The following is a 22,337-nucleotide window of genomic DNA, read 5'->3' as shown; positions in this document are numbered from 1 at the left end:
AGTACTCGGCTACGAACCGAGCGGTCGGAGGTTCGAATCCTCCCGGATGCACCATCTAAGAGAAGCCCGCCTTAGCGGGTTTTTGCTTTTCTGTTATTCGTGAAACAGACAAGCGGCAAAAACAGTCATGCATCCGTAGCTCAGCTGGATAGAGTACTCGGCTACGAACCGAGCGGTCGGAGGTTCGAATCCTCCCGGATGCACCATGTTTAACCTCCCGTATCGCGAAGAGAAAGCGTCATGCGGGTGGTAAAAAGAAAGTGTCCTTGGGGAGGATAACGTTGCTTTAGCAACGGCCCGCAGGGTGAGGCGTTGGCGCCGAATCATCCTCCCGAATGCACCATCTAAGAGAAACCCGCCCTGGCGGGTTTTTCGCTTTTCAGCATTTAGCCATTCTCTCTTCACTCCTTTTCTTCTTTGCACCCGAACGCTCACAGCACATTCCGCTATGACGCAGTCAGCGACAACCCAACGGCTTTACGCTAAAGTAGTTTTCTTTCCTCAACGATCATGGAGTAACGATGTACGACCGCTATCAAGGTCTTATTTTCGACATGGACGGCACGATTCTGGACACCGAGCCAACGCACCGCAAAGCGTGGAGTGAAGTGCTGTCGCGTTATGGCATGACGTTTGATGAAGCGGCTATGGTGGCGCTGAGCGGTTCACCGACCTGGCGCATCGCTCAGGCGATTATCGCCAGCCACCAGGCCGATCTCGATCCCCATCATCTGGCGGCGGAGAAAACCCGCGCGGTGGAGGCGATGCTGTTGGACAGCGTGCGCCCGTTGCCGCTGATCGAGGTGGTAAAATCCTATCACGGTCGCCGTCCGATGGCGGTCGGTACCGGCAGCGAGCACCGCATGGCGGAAATGCTGCTGCGTCATCTCGGCCTGTTCAACTGCTTCGACGCGATCGTCGGTGCGGACGACGTACAGCGCCATAAACCGGAGCCGGACACCTTCCTGCGTTGCGCCGAACTTATCGGCGTGCCGCCGGAAAAGTGCGTGGTGTTTGAAGACGCCGAGTTCGGCATTCAGGCGGCAAAAAGCGCCGGTATGGACGTGGTAGACGTTCGCACGCTGTGAGTAGTACGCTAGCCGTAATATCGTTATTTGGCAGCAGCTTCCTCAGTGCGACGCTGCTGCCGGGAAATTCAGAAATCGTTCTGGTCGCTTTGCTGACCCAGAGTCGCGTCTCGCCGGAGTTGCTGGTGCTGGCTGCGACCCTGGGCAACACGCTGGGCGGCTTGACCAATGTCATTATCGGGCGCCTGTTACCGGCGTTGAAACCACAGCGGGGGCTGGCAACGGCGCTCGGGTGGCTGCAACGCTTCGGCCCGGCTGCGCTGTTGCTCAGTTGGGTGCCGGTGGTGGGCGATTTGTTGTGCGTGTTGGCAGGTTGGCTGCGCATGCCCTGGGGCTCTGTCGCGCTGTTTCTGTGTATCGGAAAGGCGCTGCGTTACATCGTTTTGACTATGATAACGGTACAGGGCATCGCCTGGTGGCAGTAACCAAGTGAATATAACTCAATATTCTCTCGGGTGCGGATTCAGTATGCTTACGAGTTATTGTTTTTAGAAGCGGGAGGTCAATTTGATCCCGGACGTATCACAGGCGCTTTCTTGGTTGGAAGCCCATCCTCAGGCATTAAAAGGCATTCGTCGCGGCATCGAGCGTGAAACGCTGCGAGTCACGCCGAACGGCACCTTGGCGACTACCGGGCATCCGGAAAAGCTGGGGGCGGCATTGACGCATCACTGGATCACCACGGATTTCGCCGAGGCGCTGTTAGAGTTCATTACGCCGGTTGATGACAATATCGATCACCTGCTGACGTTCCTGCGCGATATTCATCGCTACGTGGCGCGCAACATTGGCGATGAGCGCATGTGGCCGCTCAGCATGCCGTGCTTTATCGAAGCCGAGCAGGATATTGAGCTGGCGCAGTTCGGTTCTTCGAACATCGGCCGCATGAAGACGCTGTACCGCGAAGGGTTGAAGAATCGCTATGGCGCGCTGATGCAGACCATTTCCGGCGTGCACTACAACTTCTCGCTGCCGCTGGAGTTTTGGCAGGCCTGGGCTGGCGTGCAGGACGCAGAAAGTGGTAAAGAGCAGATCTCGGCGGGGTATTTCCGCCTGATCCGCAACTACTACCGTTTCGGTTGGGTGATCCCGTATCTGTTCGGCGCATCGCCGGCCATTTGTTCTTCGTTCCTCAAAGGGCGCGAGACCACTCTGCCGTTCGAACGCACCGAGCAGGGGATGTGCTACCTGCCGTACGCCACCTCGCTGCGTCTGAGCGACCTGGGTTATACCAACAAGTCGCAAAGTAATCTGGGCATCACCTTCAACGATCTGCACAGCTATGTGGCCGGTTTGAAGCGGGCGATCGTTACGCCTTCCGAAGAGTTCGCCAAGCTGGGCGTGAAAGAGGGTGATCGCTACCTGCAGTTGAACAGCAACGTGCTGCAAATCGAGAACGAGCTGTATGCGCCGATCCGGCCGAAGCGCGTGACCAAAAGCGGCGAGACGCCGTCAGACGCGCTGCTGCGCGGCGGTATCGAATACATCGAAGTGCGTTCGCTGGATATCAACCCGTTCTCGCCGATCGGCGTGGATGCGGTGCAGGCGCGTTTCCTGGATCTGTTCCTGGTGTGGTGCGCGCTGGCCGATGCGCCGGAGATGAGCAGCGATGAACTGCTGTGCACGCGCAAGAACTGGAACCGGGTGATTCTGGAAGGGCGCAAGCCGGGCCAGACCATCGGCATCGGCTGTGGCGCCAGCCATGAACCGTTGGAAAAAGTGGGCAAGGCGCTGTTCGCCGATCTGCGTCGGGTCGCGGAAGTGTTGGACGGCGAAGCCGGCAACCGTCAATACCAGCAGGTGTGCGATGAGCTGGTCGCCGCGTTTGACGATCCTGAGCTGACCTTCTCCGCGCGCATTCTGAAGGCGATGAAGGCGGAAGGCACCGGACGCGTCGGTCTGCAGCTGGCGGAGCAGTATCGCCAGACATTGCTGGAAGAACCGTTGGAAATCCTGAACGAAGCCGAGCTGGATAAAGAGCGGGAAGCCTCTTGGCAGCGTCAACGCGACATAGAAGCCAATGATACGCTAAGCTTTGAAGCGTTCCTGAAGCAAAACGGCGGAAGCTGAAAAAGAAAAAGGCCACATCAATGTGGCCAAATATGCATCTCTGATGACAGGGATGATGATAACAAATGCGCGTCTTTCACATACTCAGACTCGCAGGGTTGGAAAAGGTTTCCCGGTTAGGAAAAAAAGTTTCGAAATAAATGCTCTTTTACGAGGAGGTAGCGAAATGCCATTGCTGGATAGCTTTACCGTCGATCATACCCGTATGGCAGCCCCGGCTGTCCGCGTTGCGAAAACCATGAAAACGCCTCATGGCGATACCATCACGGTATTTGATCTGCGCTTTTGCCGCCCGAACCTGGAAGTGATGCCCGAACGCGGCATTCACACGCTGGAACACCTATTCGCCGGCTTTATGCGCGACCACCTGAACGGCCAGGGCGTGGAGATTATCGACATCTCCCCAATGGGCTGTCGCACCGGTTTCTACATGAGCCTGATCGGCGTGCCGGAAGAGCAGCGCGTTGCCGATGCCTGGAAAGCGGCGATGGCTGACGTGCTGAAAGTGACCGACCAGCGCAAGATCCCTGAGCTGAACGAGTACCAGTGTGGTACCTACCACATGCACTCGCTGGAAGAAGCGCAGGAAATCGCCAAGCACATTCTGGATAACGGCGTGGTGGTGAACCACAACGACGAACTGGCGCTGCCGAAAGAGAAGCTGCAGGAGCTGCATATCTAACCGTACGTTTCCCGCAGAGACAAAAAAGACGCGATTTCGCGTCTTTTTTACGTTCTGGCGGAGGGTTAGTGATGGCCGATGCTGGACTGCAGCGAGGTGATCGGCGTGACCCGCACCTGTTTGATCATATTGCCCTGCACGTCGAGAATGTCGATATCGTAATGGCCGATACGCACCCGGGTGCCGATTTCGGGTATCTCTTCCAGTTCTTCCAGCAGCATGCCGTTGACGGTGCGAGCTTCATTGGCGGGTAAAGTCCAGTTAAAGGCCTTGTTCAGCTCCCGCACGTTGGCGGTACCGTCGATCAAGACCGAGCCGTCGCTCTGCGGCGTGACTTCTTCCGCCAGCGTCGGCGACATCGAGGTGGTGAAGTCGCCGACGATCTCCTCGAGGATGTCTTCCACCGTAACCAGGCCCTGAATGTCGCCGTACTCGTCGACCACGATGCCGACCTTCTCTTTGTTGCGCTGGAACTTCACCAGCTGCACGTTGAGCGGCGTGCCTTCCGGTACGAAGTAGATCTCATCGGCGGCGCGCAGCAGGTTCTCTTTGTTGAACTCTTTTTTCTCGGTCATCAGGCGATAGGCTTCGCGCACGCGCAGCATGCCGATCGCGTCGTCCAGCGAGCTGCGATACAGCACGATGCGGCCGTGCGGCGAATGGGTCAGCTGGCGCATGATCGACTTCCAGTCGTCGTTGACGTCGATGCCGACGATCTCGGTGCGCGGCACCATGATGTCGTTGACCGTCACCTTTTCCAGGTCCAGCACCGAGATCAGCATGTCCTGATTGCGGCGGGAGATCTGCGACTGGGATTCACGCACGATGGTGCGCAGCTCATCCTTGCTGACGGCGTCGCTGATGCGCACGTTGGTGCGGATACCGAACAGGCGCAAGGTCAGGCTGGTGATGCCGTTGAGCAACCAGACCAGCGGGAACATCACCTTTTGCAACGGGGCCAGCAGGACGCTGCTGGGGAAGGCGATGCGTTCCGGATAGAGCGCGGCGAAGGTTTTCGGCAGCACTTCGGCGAACAACAGCACGGCGAAGGTCAGCACGCCGGTCGCAATCGCCACGCCGAGATCGCCATACAGCCGCATGCCGACGATGGTCGCCAGCGCCGAGGCGAGGATGTTGACCAGGTTGTTGCCGATCAGCACCAGGCCGATCAGCCGATCCGGTTTTTGCAGCAGCTTCTCCACCCGGCGCGCCGAACGGTTACCCTGCTTGGACAGGTGGCGCAGGCGATAACGGTTGAGCGTCATCATGCCGGTTTCGGAGGCGGAGAAGTAAGCGGAGACCACGATCATGATCACCAGGATAATGATGAGGGTCCCCGTCGACACATGCTCCAATGCAGTATTCCTTATAGAGAGGGAAAGTTGAACCGGGCTGGCTCAGCGCACCATCACCTGTTGAATCAGACGGCTGCCGAAGTAGGCGAGCGTCAGCAGGAAGGCGCCGGCGAAGCTGAACCAGACGACGCGGCGGCCGCGCCAGCCTTCATGGTAATGGCCCCACAGCAACACGATATACACGAACCAGGCCATGATCGACAACACGGCTTTATGCACGTTCTCTTTGCTGAACAGATTATCCATGTACAGCAGGCCGGTGCACAGGGTGAGCGTCAGCAGCACCACGCCGATCTGGGTGATATGGAACATCTTGCGCTCGATGCTCATCAGCGGCGGCATGTCGGCGCTGAAGGTCAGCTTTTTGTTTTTCAACAGGTAGTCGAGCCAGGCGAGCTGTAAGGCGTAGAGCGCGGCGATGATAAGGGTGGCGTAAGAGAACAGCGCCAGGCCGATATGCACCATCAATTCCGGGCTGGCTTCCAGGTGAGTGATGAACTCGCCGGGCATGAAGCTGGCGAAGGCCAGATTGATCATCGCGAAGCTGTAGACGATCGGCAGCAGGAACCAGCCGCGATCGCGTGAAGCGACGAAGGTCATCACCGAACAGATGATCAGGCTGACGATAGAACCAATGTTCAGCAGGCTGAGATTCTGCCCGGCGCTGACGTCAAAGATGCGCTGCTGAAGCGCGATGGCGTGGCAAATCAACGCCACCACCGCCGAGACGAGGGCGAGCCGACGGTATGCGCTGTTCTTCCGCAACAAGCTGGGAATGATCAGTCCAAGGCTGAGCAGGTAGGCCATCAAAGCCACAATGGAGAAAACTGGCATAACGTTTAATTTTGCTTCGGCGTGGTTAATTGGAGTGTCAGTATAGCGTTGCGCGCGTTTCACTCCAACCTATCTCCAACGCTGAGGCAGAGATCCTGCGCGCTTCGTGTTATCATCGGCGCAATTGTGTCGCCGGAGCGGCCTGTCATTACACGTTGAGCATGAGACGATGTTTGAAAATTTAACCGATCGATTGTCGCGCACGTTGCGCAATATCAGCGGCCGCGGGCGGCTGACCGAAGAGAATATCAAGGAAACCCTGCGTGAAGTGCGTATGGCATTGCTGGAAGCGGACGTTGCGCTGCCGGTGGTGCGCGACTTCATCAACCGCGTCAAAGAGAGCGCGGTTGGCCATGAAGTCAACAAAAGCCTGACGCCGGGGCAGGAGTTCGTCAAGATCGTCAAGGGCGAGCTGATCGCCGCGATGGGCGAAGTCAACACCGAGCTGAATCTGGCGGCCCAGCCGCCGGCGGTGGTGCTGATGGCGGGCCTGCAGGGGGCCGGTAAAACCACCAGCGTCGGTAAGCTCGGCAAGTTCCTGAAAGAAAAACAGAAGAAGAAAGTGTTGGTGGTTTCCGCGGACGTTTATCGCCCGGCGGCGATCAAACAGCTGGAAACCTTGGCGGAAGGCGTCGGCATCGACTTCTTCCCGTCTGACGTCAAAGAAAAACCGATCGACATCGTCAATCGCGCGCTGCAACAGGCCAAGCTGAAGTTCTACGATGTCCTTATTGTCGATACCGCCGGCCGCTTGCACGTTGACGAAGCGATGATGGACGAGATCAAACAGGTGCACGCGGCGATCAAGCCGGTGGAAACCCTGTTCGTGGTCGACGCCATGACCGGCCAGGACGCCGCCAATACCGCCAAGGCGTTTAACGAAGCGCTGCCGCTGACCGGCGTGGTGCTGACCAAGGTCGACGGCGATGCGCGCGGCGGTGCCGCGTTGTCCATCCGCCATATCACCGGCAAGCCGATCAAGTTCCTTGGCGTCGGCGAGAAGACCGAAGCGCTGGAGCCGTTTTACCCGGATCGCGTGGCATCGCGCATCCTGGGCATGGGCGACGTGCTGTCGCTGATCGAAGATATCGAAAGCAAGGTCGACCGCGAGCAGGCAGAGAAGCTGGCCAACAAGCTGAAGAAGGGCGACGGTTTCGATCTGACCGACTTCCTGGAGCAGCTCAAGCAGATGCGCAACATGGGCGGCATGGCCAATATGCTGAGCAAGCTGCCGGGCGCCGGCCAACTGCCGGACAACGTCAAGTCGCAGATGGACGACAAAGTGCTGGTGCGCATGGAGGCGATCATCAACTCGATGACGCTGAAAGAGCGTGCCAAACCGGAAATCATCAAGGGCTCGCGCAAGCGCCGCATCGCGATGGGGGCCGGCATGCAGGTGCAGGACGTCAACCGCTTGCTGAAGCAGTTCGACGAAATGCAGCGTATGATGAAGAAGATGAAAAAAGGCGGTATGGCGAAGATGATGCGCGGCATGAAAGGTATGATGCCGCCGGGCTTCCCTGGCCGCTGACGGGCTTCCGCACGCCGAGTGCGGGCGCTTTCAGCATTCGCCGTTCGCGGTGAAAACCGCCCGAAATTTGACAGGCTGCAAAAGTTGTCCCCTGCGATCGACGCTTTAGATTGCTTTTTGCGCCAAAATGAGTAAAATTTTCGGGCTTTTTATATTGCAACCGGGCCCCGTCCCTCAATGGGGCCCGGCTGTTTTATTAACTAAAGAGGATGTTATGGTAACAATTCGTTTGGCACGTGGCGGCGCTAAAAAGCGTCCGTTCTATCAAGTAGTAGTGACCGACAGCCGCAACGCTCGTGATGGTCGTTTCATCGAGCGCGTAGGCTTCTTCAACCCGATCGCTTCCGGTCAGGCTGAAGCACTGCGTCTGGACCTGGACCGCATCGAGCACTGGGTTGGTCTGGGTGCAACCGTTTCTGATCGCGTTCACGCGCTGATCAAAGACGCTAAGAAAGCAGCTTAATCTGTCGCGGTGGTGGCAATGAGCAAGCAACTCAAACCGGTAGCGCCTAAGCAGCCGATTGTACTCGGTAAAATGGGTTCCGCTTACGGCATTCGTGGTTGGCTCAGAGTGTTTTCATCCACCGAGAACGCCGAAAGCATTTTTGACTATCAGCCGTGGTTTATCCAGCAGGCGGGTCAGTGGCAGCATATCGAGTTGGAAGACTGGAAGCGCCACAGTCAGGATCTGATCATCAAAGTCAAAGGCATTGACGATCGGGACGCGGCGAATCTGCTGACTAATCGCGAGATTATGGTGGATTCCGATCAACTTCCTCCGTTGGAGGGTGATGATTACTACTGGAAAGACCTGATGGGCTGCCAGGTAGTCACCTCCGCCGGCTACGAGCTGGGTAAAGTCATCGATATGATGGAAACCGGCTCGAACGATGTGATGGTTGTGAAAGCGAACCTGAAAGATGCGTTCGGCATGAAGGAGCGGTTGATTCCGTTTCTTCATGGGCAGGTTATCAAGAAAGTCGATCTCACTGCTCGCGTGATTGAGGCAGATTGGGATCCTGGTTTTTGACCCCCGGATCAAACGGTCGAAGCAAGTGGAATAACGGTAAGGGGATTGGCTTGTGTTCATCGGTATTGTAAGCCTGTTTCCTGAGATGTTCCGCGCTATCACCGATTACGGGGTGACTGGCCGGGCAGTAAAAAATGGCCTGCTGAGCGTGCAGTGTTGGAGTCCGCGCGACTTCACCTACGACCGGCATCGTACCGTGGACGATCGCCCTTACGGCGGCGGCCCGGGAATGCTGATGATGGTGCAACCTTTACGGGAAGCCATTCATGCGGCGAAAGCAGCGGCAGGCGAGGGAGCAAAGGTGATTTATCTGTCACCTCAGGGGCGCAAGCTGGATCAAACTGGCGTGTGCGAACTGGCGGCCAATCAGAAGATGATTCTGGTGTGCGGCCGTTACGAAGGGATAGACGAGCGCGTAATCCAAACCGAAATTGACGAAGAATGGTCAATCGGCGATTACGTTCTCAGCGGCGGGGAACTGCCGGCGATGACCCTGATTGATTCAGTCGCCCGTTTCATACCGGGTGTGCTGGGCCATCAGGCCTCAGCGGAGGAAGACTCCTTCGCCGACGGATTGCTGGACTGCCCGCACTATACCCGCCCCGAGGTGTTGGAAGGGATGGAGGTACCGCCGGTTCTGCTGTCGGGCAACCATGCCGAGATACGTCGCTGGCGCTTAAAGCAGTCGCTGGGCCGAACCTGGCTTAGAAGACCTGAACTTCTAGAAAGCCTAGCTCTGACTGACGAGCAAGCGGTGTTGCTGGCTGAGTTCCAACGGGAACATCAGGCCAGGCAACAGGACTATGAAGGAAACGTCTGACATCAGACGGGACCGATATATCAGTTTACCTAGGGTAAGAGACATATTATGAGCAACATTATTAAGCAACTTGAACAAGAGCAGATGAAACAAGACGTACCTGCATTCCGTCCGGGTGATTCCGTGGAAGTGAAGGTATGGGTCGTTGAAGGTAGCAAAAAACGTCTGCAGGCATTCGAGGGCGTGGTTATCGCTATCCGTAACCGCGGTCTGCACTCTGCATTCACTGTTCGTAAGATTTCCAACGGCGAAGGTGTTGAGCGCGTATTCCAGACTCACTCCCCAGTAATCGACAGCATTACTGTTAAACGTCGTGGCGCCGTTCGTAAAGCTAAACTGTACTACCTGCGTGAGCGTACTGGTAAGGCTGCTCGTATCAAAGAGCGTCTGAACCGCGTTGGCTAACGCTGCATCCAAAAGTTAATAGTTATCAGGGGTTGGCATTATGCCAACCCCTTTTTTTATCTGAAAAATCTATCACGTTGCATTTGCGAGGCCTTAGCTGCCTGGCCGCGACATTAAAAAGCCTCCATCAGCAGGCTTTTGGCATTACAGCGCGGCGGCGCTTTGTTTATGTTGATTCTCCGGCGGGTGCGGCTGCGCCGGGACAATATCATCGCCAGGTTTGACGATCACCCGTGCAACGGACTCGTGCGTGGCGAACGTGCAGCTGCAATTGATGTTGCGGCATTGATGGTAACGCTCTTTGGTCGACTCGCTCAGATAGCGGCTGGAGCGAGTGTGGGCCACGTGACCGCATAGTGGACAGTGCATCATAAGAACCCCCTTGAACAAATTAAGTAAATTGGTGTGGCATCATCCTTTGGCGAGCGAACTCGTCATCATGAGGCAATGCCCTGCAAACACAGTGCGCGTTCCATGGCGCGTCGCTGTTCCAGCCCTTTGTTTTTCTTTCCGTTTACGTAAACCCAGCGTGGCAACTGATCGCAGGCCTGCCGCCACTGGCGCTGTTGCAGCAGCGCGACCAGCGTAGAGTGGCAGGCTGCGCTGACGCCCACATTGAAGGCGAAGGCGATCGCCGCATCATAGGTTTGTTGCGAGAGCGTATCCGGCAGGCAGGCGGCCATGCCGCGCTCGGTGCGGCGAACATCGTCGACCAAATCCATCGCGGCTTTGTGTTCATCGATCGCTTTACCAGGGATGACGCCAGCGGTGTGCCCAATGCCCTGCGTCCACACCCCGGCGCTGCACTGGTAAGGCGACAGGCGGCAACCTTCGAGATCGGCGATCAGCCTGAGGCCGGCTTCTGAGGTTTGCAGCTCGCCAAATGACGGCAACAGCACGGCGATGGCCAAAACGGCGGCGACGCTGCAGCGCTTAACGGTTGCACTCATCGTAAATTTTCCTCCGCGATGTCGCATTGCGCTCAATGGCCTTCAAGATCTGCAGGCTTTTACGTCGGTAGTACCAGTTCACCAGAAACGTGCCGATGCCTACCGCCGCACCGACTAAAAAGGCAATGTCCTGCGGAGACAGCTTGCCGAGCCAGGCGAGAAACAACGCCATGGCGTAGGTGATGAATGAGGTTATTTTCTCCATAGCCTTATGCTCGCTTCGTTTACAGAATCTCGAGAGCCGGAGGCATCAATGCGAGACAGCTTGCTATCGATATCCATCATGCTCCTGGCCTGTATGATAATTACTGTATATGCATACAGTATTAAGCTATTTGCTAAAGTCGTCAATGGGTGAGGTGAATATTTTTAGCAGATTGTGCAAAAGAGGGAGGGGGGCGGCATAAAAAAAGCCCATCGATGATGGGCTTCGAGAAATAATGGGGGAGATTACAGGCCGTAGACCAGCGTGACCGAGGTGGTGGTATCTGTGTTCTTCGGCGCTGAGGCCGGCGGTTTGCTGTTGTAGGTCACGGTGTAAGCCACGCGCAATGAGAAGCGATCATTGATCGCCACGTTCAACGCGCTTTCCGAGTTCAGCGTGGTTTCTTCGTTCGCCAGCGCGGAAACGCCCTGAATGAACTTGGTGTTGTCGGTCAACTGATAGGAATAGTTGGCCGCACCATAGGCCAGTCCCTTGGTCGAGCGGCCGCCGCCATGGTATTCATCATGGCGCACGCCGGGACCGAATTCCACCCGCAGGTCACTGAGCGGCCCGTTAAGGAGTTGACGGCCGTAGCCGCCGGTCAGCGTGGAGCGTGAGTCGTAACCGTTGAAACGGTCACTCAGCCAGCTGGCCTGACCGAACAGGTAGTTGCGATCTGTCAGGTTATAGCGCGTACGGCCACCGGCCTGGTATTTTTCGGACGAGCGCACGTTGGAGGAGGTGGTGTTGTTGGCCGCCCCCCACAGGCTGTACGCCGCGTCGCTGTTGAACCAGGTCATGTTGGTGTTGGCCAACAGGGTGGAGCTCTGCGAGTTGCCTGACTGGGCGTTGTAGCCCGCCTGCACGTTGCCTTCGAACGGTTTCTTGGCGGTGGCCGGATCGTCCATCGCGGTGAAAAGCGTATTGTCGGCAAGGGCTGAAACACTGGTGAAAGTCGTTAAGCAGCAAATATACAGCGGAAAAGCGCGACGAGCGCGAGAAGAGAGCATCTTGGATCCAGTTGTTAAGGGGAGTTATTGTTGATGACGGTCACATTATATCGGTTCATTTCGGCGACAAAAATAGCCGCCATTAGCTTAAGTTTTTAATTTTTATCCCTCATTTATTCGCTTTTCTTCTACTTAAAATCATCGCTTTTGGCGGCATTTCGTGCTGATCCTGCTTTGCACAGGCGTCGGTGCCGAGATCGGCGGCGTATTTTCGCTGTAAAACTAAGTGTACATATTTATTTACGAATGCTCATTTTTCTTAGACCGGGTGGCTAATGTGGGGTGACGGGCTTTGTGATCCGTTAATCCCATGTATTTATTGTATTTTAACTGGTTTTTACAAGCCTTTTTCAACAGTTATTTAATCAGGATGATTATGGTAATTTTTTATTTACGGAAAATGGATTGAAAACTTTACATATCGTGATAGGGTAGAGCCCTGAAACGCTCAATGTTCCATTTCAACGCATAACGCCAAACGACAGGAATAGCATCATGCAAAAAGACGCGCTCAATAACGTACACATCAGTGCAGAACAGGTTCTCATCACGCCGGAGGAGCTGAAGAACCAGTTCCCGCTCAGCGCCGGCGACGAAAATGAGATCGCCACTGCGCGCAACACTATCGCCAACATTTTGCAGGGGCGCGATCATCGCCTGTTGGTGGTGTGCGGGCCTTGTTCGATCCACGATCCGGACGCGGCGCTGGACTATGCCCGTCGTTTGAAAACCCTGGCGGCTGACTTGAGCGATCAGCTGTATATCGTTATGCGCGTCTACTTTGAAAAACCCAGAACCACTGTCGGCTGGAAAGGTTTGATCAACGATCCATACATGGACGGTTCGTTTGACGTTGAAGCAGGCTTGCATATCGCGCGTCGCCTGTTGCTGGATCTGGTGGGCATGGGCTTGCCGTTGGCTACCGAAGCGTTGGATCCGAACAGCCCGCAGTACCTGGGGGATTTGTTCAGCTGGTCGGCGATCGGTGCGCGCACCACCGAATCGCAGACCCACCGCGAAATGGCCTCCGGCCTGTCGATGCCGGTCGGGTTCAAAAACGGCACCGACGGCAGTTTGGGTACCGCCATCAACGCCATGCGCGCCGCTGCTATGCCGCACCGCTTCGTCGGCATCAACCAGGCAGGCCAGGTTTGCCTGCTGCAGACGCAGGGCAACCCGGATGGGCACGTGATCCTGCGCGGCGGCAAAACTCCGAACTACAGCGCTGAGCACGTTGCGGCCTGTGAAAAACAGATGCTTGAGGCGGGACTCCACCCGTCCTTGATGATAGATTGCAGCCATGGCAACTCGAATAAAGACTATCGCCGTCAGCCGGCGGTGGCCGAGTCCGTGGTGGAGCAGATCAAGGCGGGTAACCGCTCAATCACCGGCATTATGCTGGAGAGCCATCTGCATGAGGGCAATCAGTCTTCCGAACAGCCGCGTGCAGACATGCGTTACGGTGTGTCCGTCACCGACGCCTGCATCAACTGGGAGAGCACGGAAACCCTGTTGCGCCATATGCATCAGGAACTCGGCGCTGTGCTGACGGCCCGTACGGGAGAAAAGTAAGTTATGGTGGCAGAACTGACCGCGCTGCGCGATCAAATCGATGAGGTGGATAAAGCGCTGCTGGATCTGCTGGCGAAACGCCTGCATCTGGTAGCGGAAGTGGGCGAAGTGAAAAGCCGTCATGGCCTGCCGGTTTACGTACCGGAGCGCGAAGCCGCGATGCTGGCCTCGCGTCGCCAGGAGGCGGAAAACCTCGGGGTGCCGCCGGATTTGATCGAGGACGTTTTGCGCCGCGTGATGCGCGAATCCTACGTCAGCGAGAACGATAAAGGCTTTAAAACTTTGTGTCCGCAGCTGCGGCCGATCGTCATCATCGGCGGCAACGGCCAGATGGGACGGCTGTTCAACCGTTTGCTGACGCTGTCGGGTTATCAGGTCAGGGTACTGGATCAGGAAGATTGGCCGCAGGCGGAACAGCTGCTGGCAGACGCCGGCATGGTGATCGTCAGCGTGCCGATCCACGTGACCGAGCAGGTGATAAGCCGCCTGCCGACGCTGCCTGCCGACTGTATTCTGGTGGATTTGGCGTCGGTGAAGAACCGCCCGCTGCACGCGATGTTGGCGGCGCACAGCGGCCCAGTGGTCGGGCTGCACCCGATGTTCGGCCCGGACGTGGGCAGCGTGGCGAAGCAGGTGGTGGTTTACTGCGACGGCCGCCAGCCGGAGGCTTACCAATGGCTGCTTGAACAGCTGCAGGTGTGGGGCGCGCGGCTGCATCGCATCAGCGCGGTCGAACACGATCAGAACATGGCGTTTATTCAGGCGCTGCGGCACTTCGCCACCTTCGCCTACGGGTTGCATCTGGCGGAAGAGAACGTGCAACTGGAGCAGTTGCTGGCGCTCTCCTCGCCGATCTACCGGCTGGAGCTGGCGATGGTTGGCCGCCTGTTTGCGCAGGATCCGCAGCTGTACGCCGATATCATTATGTCGTCGGAAGAAAACGTGGCGCTGATTAAGCGTTACTACCAGCGCTTCGGCGAGGCGATAACGCTGTTGGAGCATGGCGACAAACAGGCGTTTATCGACAGTTTCCGCAAGGTGGAGCACTGGTTTGGCGATTACGCCCAACGCTTCCTGGTGGAGAGCCGCACGCTGTTGCGACAGGCTAACGACAGCCGACAGTAAAACGCGGGCGGTAAACGTAAAAGGTTCGGCTTGGCCGAACCTTTTTTTATGGTTTCAGGATGGGTTGACCGGCACCACGGTGTCGCTCGGGTAGCAGCCCAGGACCTTCAGCGAGCGGGTGATTGGCGCCAGATCGCGCAGCGCTTTTTGCATCGCGTCGGCACGCAGGTTGGCCTGCACATCGATATAAAACATCTCTTCCCACGGATTGCCGTTGATCGGGCGTGATTCCAGTTTGGTCATGATGATGCCGTTGTCGCGCAGAACCAGCAGCGCTTCGACCAACGCGCCGGATTGTTGGCCGGTCGCCATGATCAGCGTGGTTTTGGCCGGCACCTGTTCAGATACGTCGATCGCTTTGCGCGCCAGGACGATGAAGCGAGTGATGTTCTGCTGCTGGTTGGCGAGGTTGTGTTCCAGCACCTGCAGCCCGTACAACGCGCCGCCGGCCTCACTGCCCAGCGCCGCCACCTTCGGCGAATTCAGCTTGGCGACTTTCTCCATCGCCGCGGCGGTGCTTTCGGTGTACTCGATTTTCCAGTGCGGGAAGCGGTTAAGGAACTGGCTGCACTGTTGGAACGGCTGCGGGTGGCTGTAGACGGTTTCAATCTGGTTAAGATCGCTGTCGCCGGCCACCAGAACACAGTGGTCGATCGGGTTGGTCAGTTCGCCGACGATCGACAGGCTGGTGTGTTGCAGCAGATCGTACACCTCGTTAATCGAACCGGAACTGGTATTCTCGATCGGCAAAATTGCGTAGTCCGCCTGGCCGGTTTCCACCTGGGTGAAGATATCCTGAAACTTTTGGCAACCGCATTCGATCAGCCGATCGAAATGGCGGGCGGCGTATTGGCGTGCCGCCAGATGTGAGTAAGAACCTTTCGGGCCGAGAAAGGCGATGCGGGCGGAGTGTTGGCTGACGGGGTTGAGCTGGTGCTGCAGCAGCGCCTGCTGGGTCAGGACGGAATCTTCGATAATCAGTTGGAACAGGCGGGTGACGTAGAAGCCGTCCAGGTCGTAAGGTTTGGCGGCGGCGATCAGCGCATCCAGCAGATCGCGTTCGCGCTCTTTGTCGCGGATCGGACGATGAGAGTGCAGTTTGGTCTTGCCGACTTCGATCGCCAGCTCACGGCGTTCCGCCAGCAGGGCCAACAGTTTCAAGTCCAGTGCGCTGATGCGCTCGCGCAGCACCAATAACGGGTTGTCAGTCATAATCAGCTTCCGCCTTCAGTTCTTATTCGTTGTAAAACAGCCATAAAAAAAGCCCCCTGTCTCCAGGAGGCCTTATTGTTCGTCTTCGCATTCTTTCTCACACGACGAAACGCCTCCCAGTCAGGGGAAGGTAAAAAAGAATGCGAAGAAAAACGGTGTGCGTGGCATGGTCTACCTAAGGTTAATGCGAACAGGTTTTAAAGTAACCGTTGGTTTTTACCCCGTCAACAAAAATACCCGACAAAAAACGCGCCCTCGGGCGCGTTTGATGCGGCAACCGCAGTCGGACGGTTATTCCTGCTCTTGCGTGACTTCCGGCACGATGTCTTTCACGCTGGCGTTGCAGCGGCGCGCTTCGCCTTTGTGCTGCACCTTGTTCAGCTGGCGCTCCAGCTTGGCGATCAGCTCATTAACGGCGGTATACATGTCATCATGTTTGGCGCTGGCGACCAGCGGGCCGTTAGGCGTGGTAATGGTAGCATCGGCGACAAACCCTTGCGGTTCTTTGGATAAGACGATATGCGGGTTAATCAGCTGGGTCTGCCATTTTTCCAGTTTGGTGAGACGGTCTTCGACGTGATTGCGGATTGCGGGAGTGATATCCATTTGTTTGCTGGTAATGTTCAATGTCATATAACTTACCTCTCTGTCTTTCCGTCTTGGTGAATCCAGCATACCCCGCTTTTTGTTTAAATGCGTGATGTAAATCACGATTTTTTGTCACTTTTTGCAAAGTTAGTTCAATCTGTGATTCAGCATTTGAATTGGCTATCTAATGCTTGAGAGTTGCCGCCGGATGGCGCATTATCGATGAGTTGACCGGTGAGGAGTACTAGCTAACACCGTGTTTTTACTTGTGTATTTTTCCAGTAAAAACCAGGTCGACGCCAATGAAAACGGCAGCCTTGGCTGCCGTTTGGTTTTTCTGCCTGTGCCGAAGCACGCTTATTGCGGGTTGGCGGCGATCACTTTGGCCACTTTGTCAGCCTGGCCGTTCAGCTGCAGCTGCTTGTAGGCATTTTCCATCAGCGGCAACACGTCGTGCGTCGCTTTGGTATCCGGGAATTCACGCAACATCTGCTCGGCGCGATTAACGACCGCGACGTAAGCACCGCGTTTAGTGTAGTATTCCGCCACCGAAAGCTCATACTTGGCCAAACGGTCTTTCAGATACACCAAACGCTTGTTGGCGTCGGTCGCGTATTGGCTGTTCGGGTATTGCTGAATCAACTGGCTGAAGTCGCGGAACGCAGCGCGAGCGTGCTGAGGATCGCGGTCCGAACGGTCAACCCCGAAGAAGCCCTGCAGCGCGCTGTCATCGAGCGCCATGTCGGTCAGGCCGCGCATGTACATCACGTAATCGATGTTCGGGTGCGTCGGGTTCAGACGCATGAAGCGATCGATGGATGCCTGAGCCATCGGCAAGTCGGCGGCCTTATAGTAGGCGTAAATCAAATCCAGCTGGACCTGCTGGGAATACGGCCCGAAAGGATAGCGGTTATCTAACGCTTCGAGTTGCGTAATCGCGCCCTTGAAGTTACCGTCCTGCAGTTTTTGCTGCGCGGTAGCATAGATTTCCGAAGGTGGGTTGTCGGGAACCGCATCCTTGGATGTGGAGCAACCTGCCAGCGCCAGGCTCAACGTGGCTGCCGCCACCAGATATTTCATACGCGTCATGACGTTTTGATTATCCTCAGGGTGTTATTCCGGGAGACTGTCCGTTAAGCTCCCGACAAAGACCAGGTACAATAGCACATTATATTAAACGGCATCGCCGTGAAAACCCAACGTTAACGAAGAAGCTGCATATGGCACAACAAGTACAACTCACCGCAACGGTGGCCGAATCTCAACTCGGACAACGTTTAGATCAGGCTTTGGCCGAATTGTTCCCTGATTATTCACGATCTCGCATAAAAGAGTGGATCCTGGGCGATCGGGTGAAGGTCAATGGCAAAACGTCAAACAAACCGAAAGAGAAGGTGCTGGGCGGAGAGACCGTCGCCATCGATGCACAGATTGAAGAAGAGGCGCGTTGGGAGCCACAGGATATCGCGCTGGATATCGTCTATGAAGACAGCGACATCCTGGTGATCAACAAACCGCGCGATTTGGTGGTGCACCCTGGCGCCGGTAACCCGGACGGCACGGTGCTCAATGCGCTGCTGCATCACTACCCGGAAATCGCCGACGTGCCGCGTGCCGGCATCGTGCACCGTCTGGACAAAGACACCACCGGCCTGATGGTGGTGGCGAAAACCGTGCCGGCGCAAACCCGGCTGGTGGAAGCGCTGCAGGCGCGTGAGATCACCCGTGAATATGAAGCGGTGGCGATCGGCACTATGACCGCCGGCGGCACGGTAGAAGAGCCTATCGCGCGTCATTCCACCAAGCGTACCCATATGGCGGTGCACCCGATGGGTAAACCGGCGGTAACGCACTACCGCATCATGGAACACTTCCGCGCGCACACCCGCCTGCGCCTGCGCCTGGAAACCGGCCGTACTCACCAGATCCGCGTACACATGGCTTACATCAGTCATCCGCTGGTGGGCGATCCGCTGTACGGCGGCCGTCCGCGTCCGCCGAAAGGCGCTTCGGAAGCCTTCATCAACACGCTGCGCGGCTTTGACCGCCAGGCGCTGCACGCCACCATGCTGCGTTTGTATCATCCGATCAGCGGCATCCAGATGGAGTGGCATGCGCCGCTGCCGCAGGACATGGTCGATCTGATCAACGCGCTGAAGGCGGACACCGAAGAATTCAAAGATCAGATGGACTGGTAATGAGCTCGCTCATTCTGCCTGACTGGCCGTTGCCTACCGGCGTTAAGGCCTGCAGCACCACGCGTGGCGGCGGCGTTAGCCTGCCGCCTTATGACTCGCTGAACCTCGGCACCCACGTCGGTGATGAGGCGCAAGCGGTGACACGCAATCGGGAACGTTTGGTTACCGCCGCCGGTTTGCCGCAGATGCCGGTGTGGCTCGAGCAGGTGCACGGCACTCGCGTGGTGACGTTGACAGGGAAAGCGCCCGCCGATCTGCGGGCGGATGCGGTGTACAGCAACGTGCCGGGGCAGGTGTGCGCCGTGATGACGGCGGATTGTCTGCCGGTGCTATTCTGCTCGCAGCACGGTGACGAAGTAGCTGCCGCCCACGCCGGCTGGCGCGGGTTATGCCACGGCGTGCTGGAGCAAACCGTGGCGGCGTTCAGCGCCGCGCCGGGTCAGATCAGCGCCTGGTTGGGGCCGGCGATCGGCCCACAGCAGTTTGAGGTCGGGCCGGAAGTGCGCGCCGCTTTCATGGCGGAAGACGCCGAAGCCGCGGCGGCATTTACGCCGCACGGCGATAAGTTTTTGGCTAATATCTATTTGCTGGCTCGCCAACGCTTGTTGCGTGCGGGCGTGCAGGCCATCTATGGCGGCGACCGCTGTACGGTTAACGAAACGAGTCATTTTTTCTCCTATCGGCGCGATGGAATAACCGGACGTATGGCAAGTTTAATCTGGCTGATATAACCTATTGAATTAGGACGATCCAACGACGCATGGCGTTGTACCGAAAATTTAGCGTCGAGATAACCTTGAAAATTTGAGGGATGACCTCATTTAATCTCCAGTAGCAATTTCGACCCATCTTGGAGGTGTTATGCGTCTGGATCGTCTTACCAACAAATTCCAGCTTGCCCTCGCCGATGCCCAGTCACTAGCCCTTGGGCACGACAACCAGTTTATTGAACCGCTACATCTGATGAGCGCCCTGCTCAATCAGGAAGGGGGCACGGTTCGTCCACTATTAACTTCCGCAGGTATCGATGCCGGGCGCGTGCGCACCGAAATCGAACAGGCGCTGTCCCGTTTACCGCAGGTAGAAGGCACCGGTGGCGACGTTCAACCGTCCCACGAGCTGGTGCGCGTCCTGAACCTGTGCGACAAGCTGGCGCAGAAGCGCGCGGACAAATTCATTTCTTCCGAGCTGTTTGTGCTTGCGGTGCTGGAAGACCGCGGCTCGTTGACCGACTTGTTGAAAGCGGCCGGCGCAACGGCCGACAAAATCAGCAAAGCCATTGAACAAATGAGAGGCGGTGACAGCGTGGAAGACCAAGGCGCCGAAGACCAACGGCAAGCATTGAAGAAATACACCATCGATCTGACCGAACGTGCCGAGCAGGGCAAACTTGACCCGGTGATTGGCCGTGACGAAGAGATCCGCCGCACCATTCAGGTGCTGCAACGCCGCACCAAAAATAACCCGGTGCTGATCGGCGAACCCGGCGTGGGTAAAACCGCCATCGTCGAAGGCCTGGCGCAGCGCATCATCAACGGCGAAGTGCCGGAAGGGTTGAAGCACAAGCGCGTATTGTCCCTCGATATGGGCGCGTTGATCGCCGGCGCCAAATATCGCGGCGAGTTTGAAGAGCGTCTGAAAGGCGTGCTCAACGATCTGGCCAAGCAGGAAGGCAGCGTGATCCTGTTTATCGACGAACTGCACACCATGGTCGGCGCCGGTAAGGCGGATGGCGCAATGGATGCGGGCAACATGCTGAAGCCGGCGCTGGCGCGCGGCGAGCTGCACTGCGTCGGTGCCACCACGCTGGATGAGTATCGTCAATATATAGAGAAGGATGCGGCCCTCGAACGTCGTTTCCAGAAAGTGTATGTGGCGGAGCCGAGCGTGGAAGACACTATCGCTATTCTGCGCGGCCTGAAAGAGCGTTACGAACTGCACCACCACGTGCAGATCACCGATCCGGCCATCGTGGCGGCGGCAACGCTTTCGCACCGTTATATCGCCGATCGTCAATTGCCGGACAAGGCTATTGACCTGATCGACGAAGCGGCGTCCAGCATTCGCATGCAGATGGACTCCAAGCCTGAATCGCTCGACAGGCTTGAGCGCCGCATCATTCAGTTGAAGCTGGAACAGCAGGCGCTGAATAAAGAGTCGGACGACGCCAGTAAGAAACGCCTGGAAATGCTCAGCGATGAGCTGGGGCAGAAAGAACGCGAATATTCGGAGCTGGAAGAAGAGTGGAAAGCGGAAAAAGCGTCACTCTCCGGTACTCAGAACATCAAGGCGGAACTCGAGCAGGCCAAAATCACCCTGGAGCAGGCGCGTCGCGTCGGCGATTTGGGGCGGATGTCGGAACTGCAGTACGGCAAGATCCCTGAGCTGGAGAAACAGCTCGCCGCTGCCACGCAGGCCGAAGGCAAGAGCATGAAGCTGCTGCGCAACCGGGTAACCGATGCGGAGATTGCCGAAGTGCTGGCGCGCGCGACCGGGATCCCGGTGGCCAGAATGCTGGAAGGCGAGCGCGACAAGCTGCTGCGCCTGGAGCAAGAGCTGCATTCGCGGGTGATCGGCCAGGACGAAGCGGTCAGCGCGGTCTCTAATGCTATCCGCCGCAGCCGCGCCGGGTTGTCCGATCCTAACCGGCCGATCGGTTCGTTCCTGTTCCTTGGCCCGACCGGGGTGGGGAAAACCGAGCTCTGCAAGGCGCTGGCTTCGTTCCTGTTCGACAGCGACGACGCTATGGTGCGTATCGACATGTCCGAGTTTATGGAGAAACACTCCGTTTCGCGTCTGGTCGGCGCGCCTCCGGGCTATGTCGGTTATGAAGAGGGCGGCTACCTGACGGAAGCCGTGCGCCGCCGGCCTTATTCGGTGATCCTGCTGGATGAAGTCGAGAAAGCGCACCCGGACGTGTTCAACATCCTGCTGCAGGTGTTGGATGACGGCCGCCTGACCGATGGCCAGGGCCGTACCGTCGATTTCCGCAATACCGTGGTGATCATGACGTCCAACCTGGGTTCGGATCTGATCCAGGAGCATTTCGGTCAGATGAACTACGCGCAGATGAAAGAGTCGGTGATGGAGATGGTGAGTCACCACTTCCGTCCGGAATTCATCAACCGTATCGATGAAGTGGTGGTGTTCCATCCGCTGGGCGAGAAACACATTGCTGCAATCGCCAAGATTCAGCTGTCGCGTCTGTACAAGCGTTTGGAAGAGCGCGGTTACGAAGTGACCATGACCGAACCGGCCCTGGCACTGTTGAGCAAAACCGGTTACGACCCTGTGTATGGTGCGCGTCCGTTGAAACGTGCTATTCAGCAGGAGATCGAGAACCCGCTGGCGCAGCAAATCCTGTCTGGCAAGCTGATCCCCGGCAAGCTGGTAACGCTGGATGTGGAAAACGACCATATCGTTGCACGCCAATAACGGCAATTAAGCCTATTAGAGATGAAAGGGAGCGGGTGACCGCTCCCTTTTCTTTATCTTCTTCTTTATCTTCGTTTGTCCCTATTTACAGAGGTTGCCGCTATTACTGTGCTAAAACCGGTGTTTTTCGACTAATAAATATCCTAAAAAGGCGTTTTTGGTGATTATTTGAGCGCTTGAAAAGTTTTTTGCAATTAGGGGTTGCGGCCTGCCGAGAACTCCCTATA

Annotated in this window: 24 protein-coding genes, 1 tRNA gene and 1 other annotated feature; of the genes, 15 read left to right on the top strand and 10 right to left on the bottom strand. The window is 56.8% G+C overall.

The window, feature by feature from the left end:
• The first annotated feature begins 129 nt into the window (after positions 1–129).
• The 5 genes from MMS95_RS23250 to luxS all read left to right on the top strand — a co-directional run bounded on the left by MMS95_RS23250 (position 130) and on the right by luxS (position 3,840).
• Positions 130–206: transfer RNA gene (locus tag MMS95_RS23250), tRNA-Arg, on the top strand.
• A 315-nt stretch (positions 207–521) separates the two neighbouring features.
• Positions 522–1,088 carry a fructose-1-phosphate/6-phosphogluconate phosphatase gene (yqaB, locus tag MMS95_RS23245; RefSeq protein ID WP_004932523.1) on the top strand — a complete coding sequence of 189 codons (567 nt, stop codon included), beginning with the start codon at positions 522–524 and terminating at the stop codon, positions 1,086–1,088.
• Positions 1,085–1,513, top strand: a complete 429-nt coding sequence (locus MMS95_RS23240; protein WP_025159656.1) for a YqaA family protein — start codon at positions 1,085–1,087, stop codon at positions 1,511–1,513. The genes yqaB and MMS95_RS23240 overlap by 4 nt, the downstream gene beginning before the upstream one ends.
• An 82-nt stretch (positions 1,514–1,595) precedes the next feature.
• A complete protein-coding gene (gene gshA / locus MMS95_RS23235; RefSeq protein ID WP_015376703.1) occupies positions 1,596–3,158 on the top strand; it encodes a glutamate--cysteine ligase in 1,563 nt (520 codons plus the stop codon).
• 166 nt (positions 3,159–3,324) lie between these two features.
• Positions 3,325–3,840, top strand: coding sequence for an S-ribosylhomocysteine lyase (gene luxS, locus MMS95_RS23230; RefSeq protein ID WP_004932513.1), 516 nt, complete (start codon positions 3,325–3,327; stop codon positions 3,838–3,840).
• Between the two features lie 65 nt (positions 3,841–3,905).
• On the opposite strand, the gene MMS95_RS23225 is transcribed toward luxS, so the two are convergent.
• The gene (locus tag MMS95_RS23225) at positions 3,906–5,195 is read right to left on the bottom strand and encodes an HlyC/CorC family transporter (protein ID WP_015376704.1); all 1,290 of its coding nucleotides are present in this window, start codon (positions 5,193–5,195) and stop codon (positions 3,906–3,908) included.
• Between the two features lie 42 nt (positions 5,196–5,237).
• Positions 5,238–6,029, bottom strand: coding sequence for an inner membrane protein YpjD (locus tag MMS95_RS23220; protein WP_004932506.1), 792 nt, complete (start codon positions 6,027–6,029; stop codon positions 5,238–5,240).
• A 169-nt stretch (positions 6,030–6,198) separates the two neighbouring features.
• On the opposite strand from MMS95_RS23220, the gene ffh reads away from it, so the two are divergent.
• The 5 genes from ffh to rplS all read left to right on the top strand — a co-directional run bounded on the left by ffh (position 6,199) and on the right by rplS (position 9,815).
• A complete protein-coding gene (gene ffh, locus MMS95_RS23215; protein WP_004932504.1) occupies positions 6,199–7,560 on the top strand; it encodes a signal recognition particle protein in 1,362 nt (453 codons plus the stop codon).
• Between the two features lie 214 nt (positions 7,561–7,774).
• Positions 7,775–8,023 carry a 30S ribosomal protein S16 gene (gene rpsP, locus MMS95_RS23210; RefSeq protein ID WP_004932501.1) on the top strand — a complete coding sequence of 83 codons (249 nt, stop codon included), beginning with the start codon at positions 7,775–7,777 and terminating at the stop codon, positions 8,021–8,023.
• Positions 8,024–8,041: 18 nt separating this feature from the next.
• A complete protein-coding gene (gene rimM / locus MMS95_RS23205; protein ID WP_015376706.1) occupies positions 8,042–8,590 on the top strand; it encodes a ribosome maturation factor RimM in 549 nt (182 codons plus the stop codon).
• A 52-nt stretch (positions 8,591–8,642) separates the two neighbouring features.
• Positions 8,643–9,410, top strand: a complete 768-nt coding sequence (gene trmD / locus MMS95_RS23200; protein WP_004932485.1) for a tRNA (guanosine(37)-N1)-methyltransferase TrmD — start codon at positions 8,643–8,645, stop codon at positions 9,408–9,410.
• Positions 9,411–9,458: 48 nt separating this feature from the next.
• Positions 9,459–9,815, top strand: coding sequence for a 50S ribosomal protein L19 (gene rplS, locus MMS95_RS23195; RefSeq protein ID WP_004932484.1), 357 nt, complete (start codon positions 9,459–9,461; stop codon positions 9,813–9,815).
• A 144-nt stretch (positions 9,816–9,959) separates the two neighbouring features.
• On the opposite strand, the gene MMS95_RS23190 is transcribed toward rplS, so the two are convergent.
• From MMS95_RS23190 to MMS95_RS23175, 4 genes are all read right to left on the bottom strand, one after another.
• A complete protein-coding gene (locus tag MMS95_RS23190) occupies positions 9,960–10,187 on the bottom strand; it encodes an ogr/Delta-like zinc finger family protein (protein WP_016929021.1) in 228 nt (75 codons plus the stop codon).
• A 65-nt stretch (positions 10,188–10,252) separates the two neighbouring features.
• A complete protein-coding gene (locus tag MMS95_RS23185) occupies positions 10,253–10,765 on the bottom strand; it encodes a lysozyme (RefSeq protein WP_015376709.1) in 513 nt (170 codons plus the stop codon).
• Entirely contained in the window at positions 10,749–10,970 is a 222-nt protein-coding gene (locus MMS95_RS23180; RefSeq protein ID WP_004932472.1) for a holin, read from the bottom strand. Before MMS95_RS23180 ends, MMS95_RS23185 begins: the two co-directional genes overlap by 17 nt.
• A gap of 245 nt (positions 10,971–11,215) precedes the next feature.
• Positions 11,216–11,980: a DUF481 domain-containing protein gene (locus MMS95_RS23175; RefSeq protein WP_004932469.1), complete on the bottom strand. Its 765-nt coding sequence runs from the start codon at positions 11,978–11,980 to the stop codon at positions 11,216–11,218.
• Positions 11,981–12,475: 495 nt separating this feature from the next.
• On the opposite strand from MMS95_RS23175, the gene MMS95_RS23170 reads away from it, so the two are divergent.
• Positions 12,476–13,552, top strand: a complete 1,077-nt coding sequence (locus MMS95_RS23170; RefSeq protein ID WP_156866069.1) for a 3-deoxy-7-phosphoheptulonate synthase — start codon at positions 12,476–12,478, stop codon at positions 13,550–13,552.
• A 3-nt stretch (positions 13,553–13,555) separates the two neighbouring features.
• Positions 13,556–14,677, top strand: a complete 1,122-nt coding sequence (tyrA, locus tag MMS95_RS23165; protein WP_048326245.1) for a bifunctional chorismate mutase/prephenate dehydrogenase — start codon at positions 13,556–13,558, stop codon at positions 14,675–14,677.
• 54 nt (positions 14,678–14,731) lie between these two features.
• Here tyrA and pheA read toward each other — a convergent pair whose 3' ends face one another.
• The 4 genes from pheA to bamD form a co-directional block, all read right to left on the bottom strand.
• Positions 14,732–15,889, bottom strand: coding sequence for a bifunctional chorismate mutase/prephenate dehydratase (gene pheA, locus MMS95_RS23160; protein WP_156866068.1), 1,158 nt, complete (start codon positions 15,887–15,889; stop codon positions 14,732–14,734).
• 42 nt (positions 15,890–15,931) lie between these two features.
• Positions 15,932–16,058, bottom strand: a sequence feature (Phe leader region).
• Positions 16,010–16,057 (bottom strand): hypothetical protein, encoded by a 48-nt coding sequence (locus MMS95_RS23155; protein WP_101428074.1) that lies wholly within the window; start codon positions 16,055–16,057, stop codon positions 16,010–16,012. Its footprint overlaps the feature before it by 48 nt.
• Before the next feature lie 122 nt (positions 16,059–16,180).
• Positions 16,181–16,522, bottom strand: coding sequence for a ribosome-associated translation inhibitor RaiA (gene raiA / locus MMS95_RS23150; RefSeq protein ID WP_004932457.1), 342 nt, complete (start codon positions 16,520–16,522; stop codon positions 16,181–16,183).
• 312 nt (positions 16,523–16,834) lie between these two features.
• Positions 16,835–17,566: an outer membrane protein assembly factor BamD gene (gene bamD, locus MMS95_RS23145; RefSeq protein ID WP_004932456.1), complete on the bottom strand. Its 732-nt coding sequence runs from the start codon at positions 17,564–17,566 to the stop codon at positions 16,835–16,837.
• A 131-nt stretch (positions 17,567–17,697) separates the two neighbouring features.
• Between bamD and rluD the strand changes: the two genes are divergently transcribed.
• The 3 genes from rluD to clpB all read left to right on the top strand — a co-directional run bounded on the left by rluD (position 17,698) and on the right by clpB (position 22,110).
• A complete protein-coding gene (gene rluD, locus MMS95_RS23140; protein WP_004932452.1) occupies positions 17,698–18,675 on the top strand; it encodes a 23S rRNA pseudouridine(1911/1915/1917) synthase RluD in 978 nt (325 codons plus the stop codon).
• Positions 18,675–19,406: a purine nucleoside phosphorylase YfiH gene (gene yfiH / locus MMS95_RS23135; RefSeq protein ID WP_015376712.1), complete on the top strand. Its 732-nt coding sequence runs from the start codon at positions 18,675–18,677 to the stop codon at positions 19,404–19,406. The genes rluD and yfiH overlap by 1 nt, the downstream gene beginning before the upstream one ends.
• Positions 19,407–19,536: 130 nt before the next feature.
• Positions 19,537–22,110 (top strand): ATP-dependent chaperone ClpB, encoded by a 2,574-nt coding sequence (clpB, locus tag MMS95_RS23130; protein ID WP_004932446.1) that lies wholly within the window; start codon positions 19,537–19,539, stop codon positions 22,108–22,110.
• The last annotated feature ends 227 nt before the right edge of the window (positions 22,111–22,337 follow it).

This window comes from Serratia sp. PGPR-27 (genome assembly GCF_022678525.1).
GTDB lineage: Bacteria > Pseudomonadota > Gammaproteobacteria > Enterobacterales > Enterobacteriaceae > Serratia > Serratia nematodiphila.
This window is presented reverse-complemented; position numbering and strand designations above follow the sequence as displayed.

What these genes read in the sequence shown, in the direction of transcription:
- rluD (WP_004932452.1), top strand. Translation starts at nt 17,698, where the DNA reads ATGGCACAACAAGTACAACTCACCGCAACGGTGGCCGAATCTCAACTC.
- clpB (WP_004932446.1), top strand. Translation starts at nt 19,537, where the DNA reads ATGCGTCTGGATCGTCTTACCAACAAATTCCAGCTTGCCCTCGCCGAT.
- MMS95_RS23175 (WP_004932469.1), bottom strand. Translation starts at nt 11,980, where the DNA reads ATGCTCTCTTCTCGCGCTCGTCGCGCTTTTCCGCTGTATATTTGCTGC.
- MMS95_RS23185 (WP_015376709.1), bottom strand. Translation starts at nt 10,765, where the DNA reads ATGAGTGCAACCGTTAAGCGCTGCAGCGTCGCCGCCGTTTTGGCCATC.
- bamD (WP_004932456.1), bottom strand. Translation starts at nt 17,566, where the DNA reads ATGACGCGTATGAAATATCTGGTGGCGGCAGCCACGTTGAGCCTGGCG.
- luxS (WP_004932513.1), top strand. Translation starts at nt 3,325, where the DNA reads ATGCCATTGCTGGATAGCTTTACCGTCGATCATACCCGTATGGCAGCC.
- MMS95_RS23220 (WP_004932506.1), bottom strand. Translation starts at nt 6,029, where the DNA reads ATGCCAGTTTTCTCCATTGTGGCTTTGATGGCCTACCTGCTCAGCCTT.
- ffh (WP_004932504.1), top strand. Translation starts at nt 6,199, where the DNA reads ATGTTTGAAAATTTAACCGATCGATTGTCGCGCACGTTGCGCAATATC.
- pheA (WP_156866068.1), bottom strand. Translation starts at nt 15,889, where the DNA reads ATGACTGACAACCCGTTATTGGTGCTGCGCGAGCGCATCAGCGCACTG.
- MMS95_RS23180 (WP_004932472.1), bottom strand. Translation starts at nt 10,970, where the DNA reads ATGGAGAAAATAACCTCATTCATCACCTACGCCATGGCGTTGTTTCTC.
- yfiH (WP_015376712.1), top strand. Translation starts at nt 18,675, where the DNA reads ATGAGCTCGCTCATTCTGCCTGACTGGCCGTTGCCTACCGGCGTTAAG.
- MMS95_RS23190 (WP_016929021.1), bottom strand. Translation starts at nt 10,187, where the DNA reads ATGATGCACTGTCCACTATGCGGTCACGTGGCCCACACTCGCTCCAGC.
- tyrA (WP_048326245.1), top strand. Translation starts at nt 13,556, where the DNA reads ATGGTGGCAGAACTGACCGCGCTGCGCGATCAAATCGATGAGGTGGAT.
- MMS95_RS23170 (WP_156866069.1), top strand. Translation starts at nt 12,476, where the DNA reads ATGCAAAAAGACGCGCTCAATAACGTACACATCAGTGCAGAACAGGTT.
- yqaB (WP_004932523.1), top strand. Translation starts at nt 522, where the DNA reads ATGTACGACCGCTATCAAGGTCTTATTTTCGACATGGACGGCACGATT.
- rimM (WP_015376706.1), top strand. Translation starts at nt 8,042, where the DNA reads ATGAGCAAGCAACTCAAACCGGTAGCGCCTAAGCAGCCGATTGTACTC.
- rpsP (WP_004932501.1), top strand. Translation starts at nt 7,775, where the DNA reads ATGGTAACAATTCGTTTGGCACGTGGCGGCGCTAAAAAGCGTCCGTTC.
- rplS (WP_004932484.1), top strand. Translation starts at nt 9,459, where the DNA reads ATGAGCAACATTATTAAGCAACTTGAACAAGAGCAGATGAAACAAGAC.
- raiA (WP_004932457.1), bottom strand. Translation starts at nt 16,522, where the DNA reads ATGACATTGAACATTACCAGCAAACAAATGGATATCACTCCCGCAATC.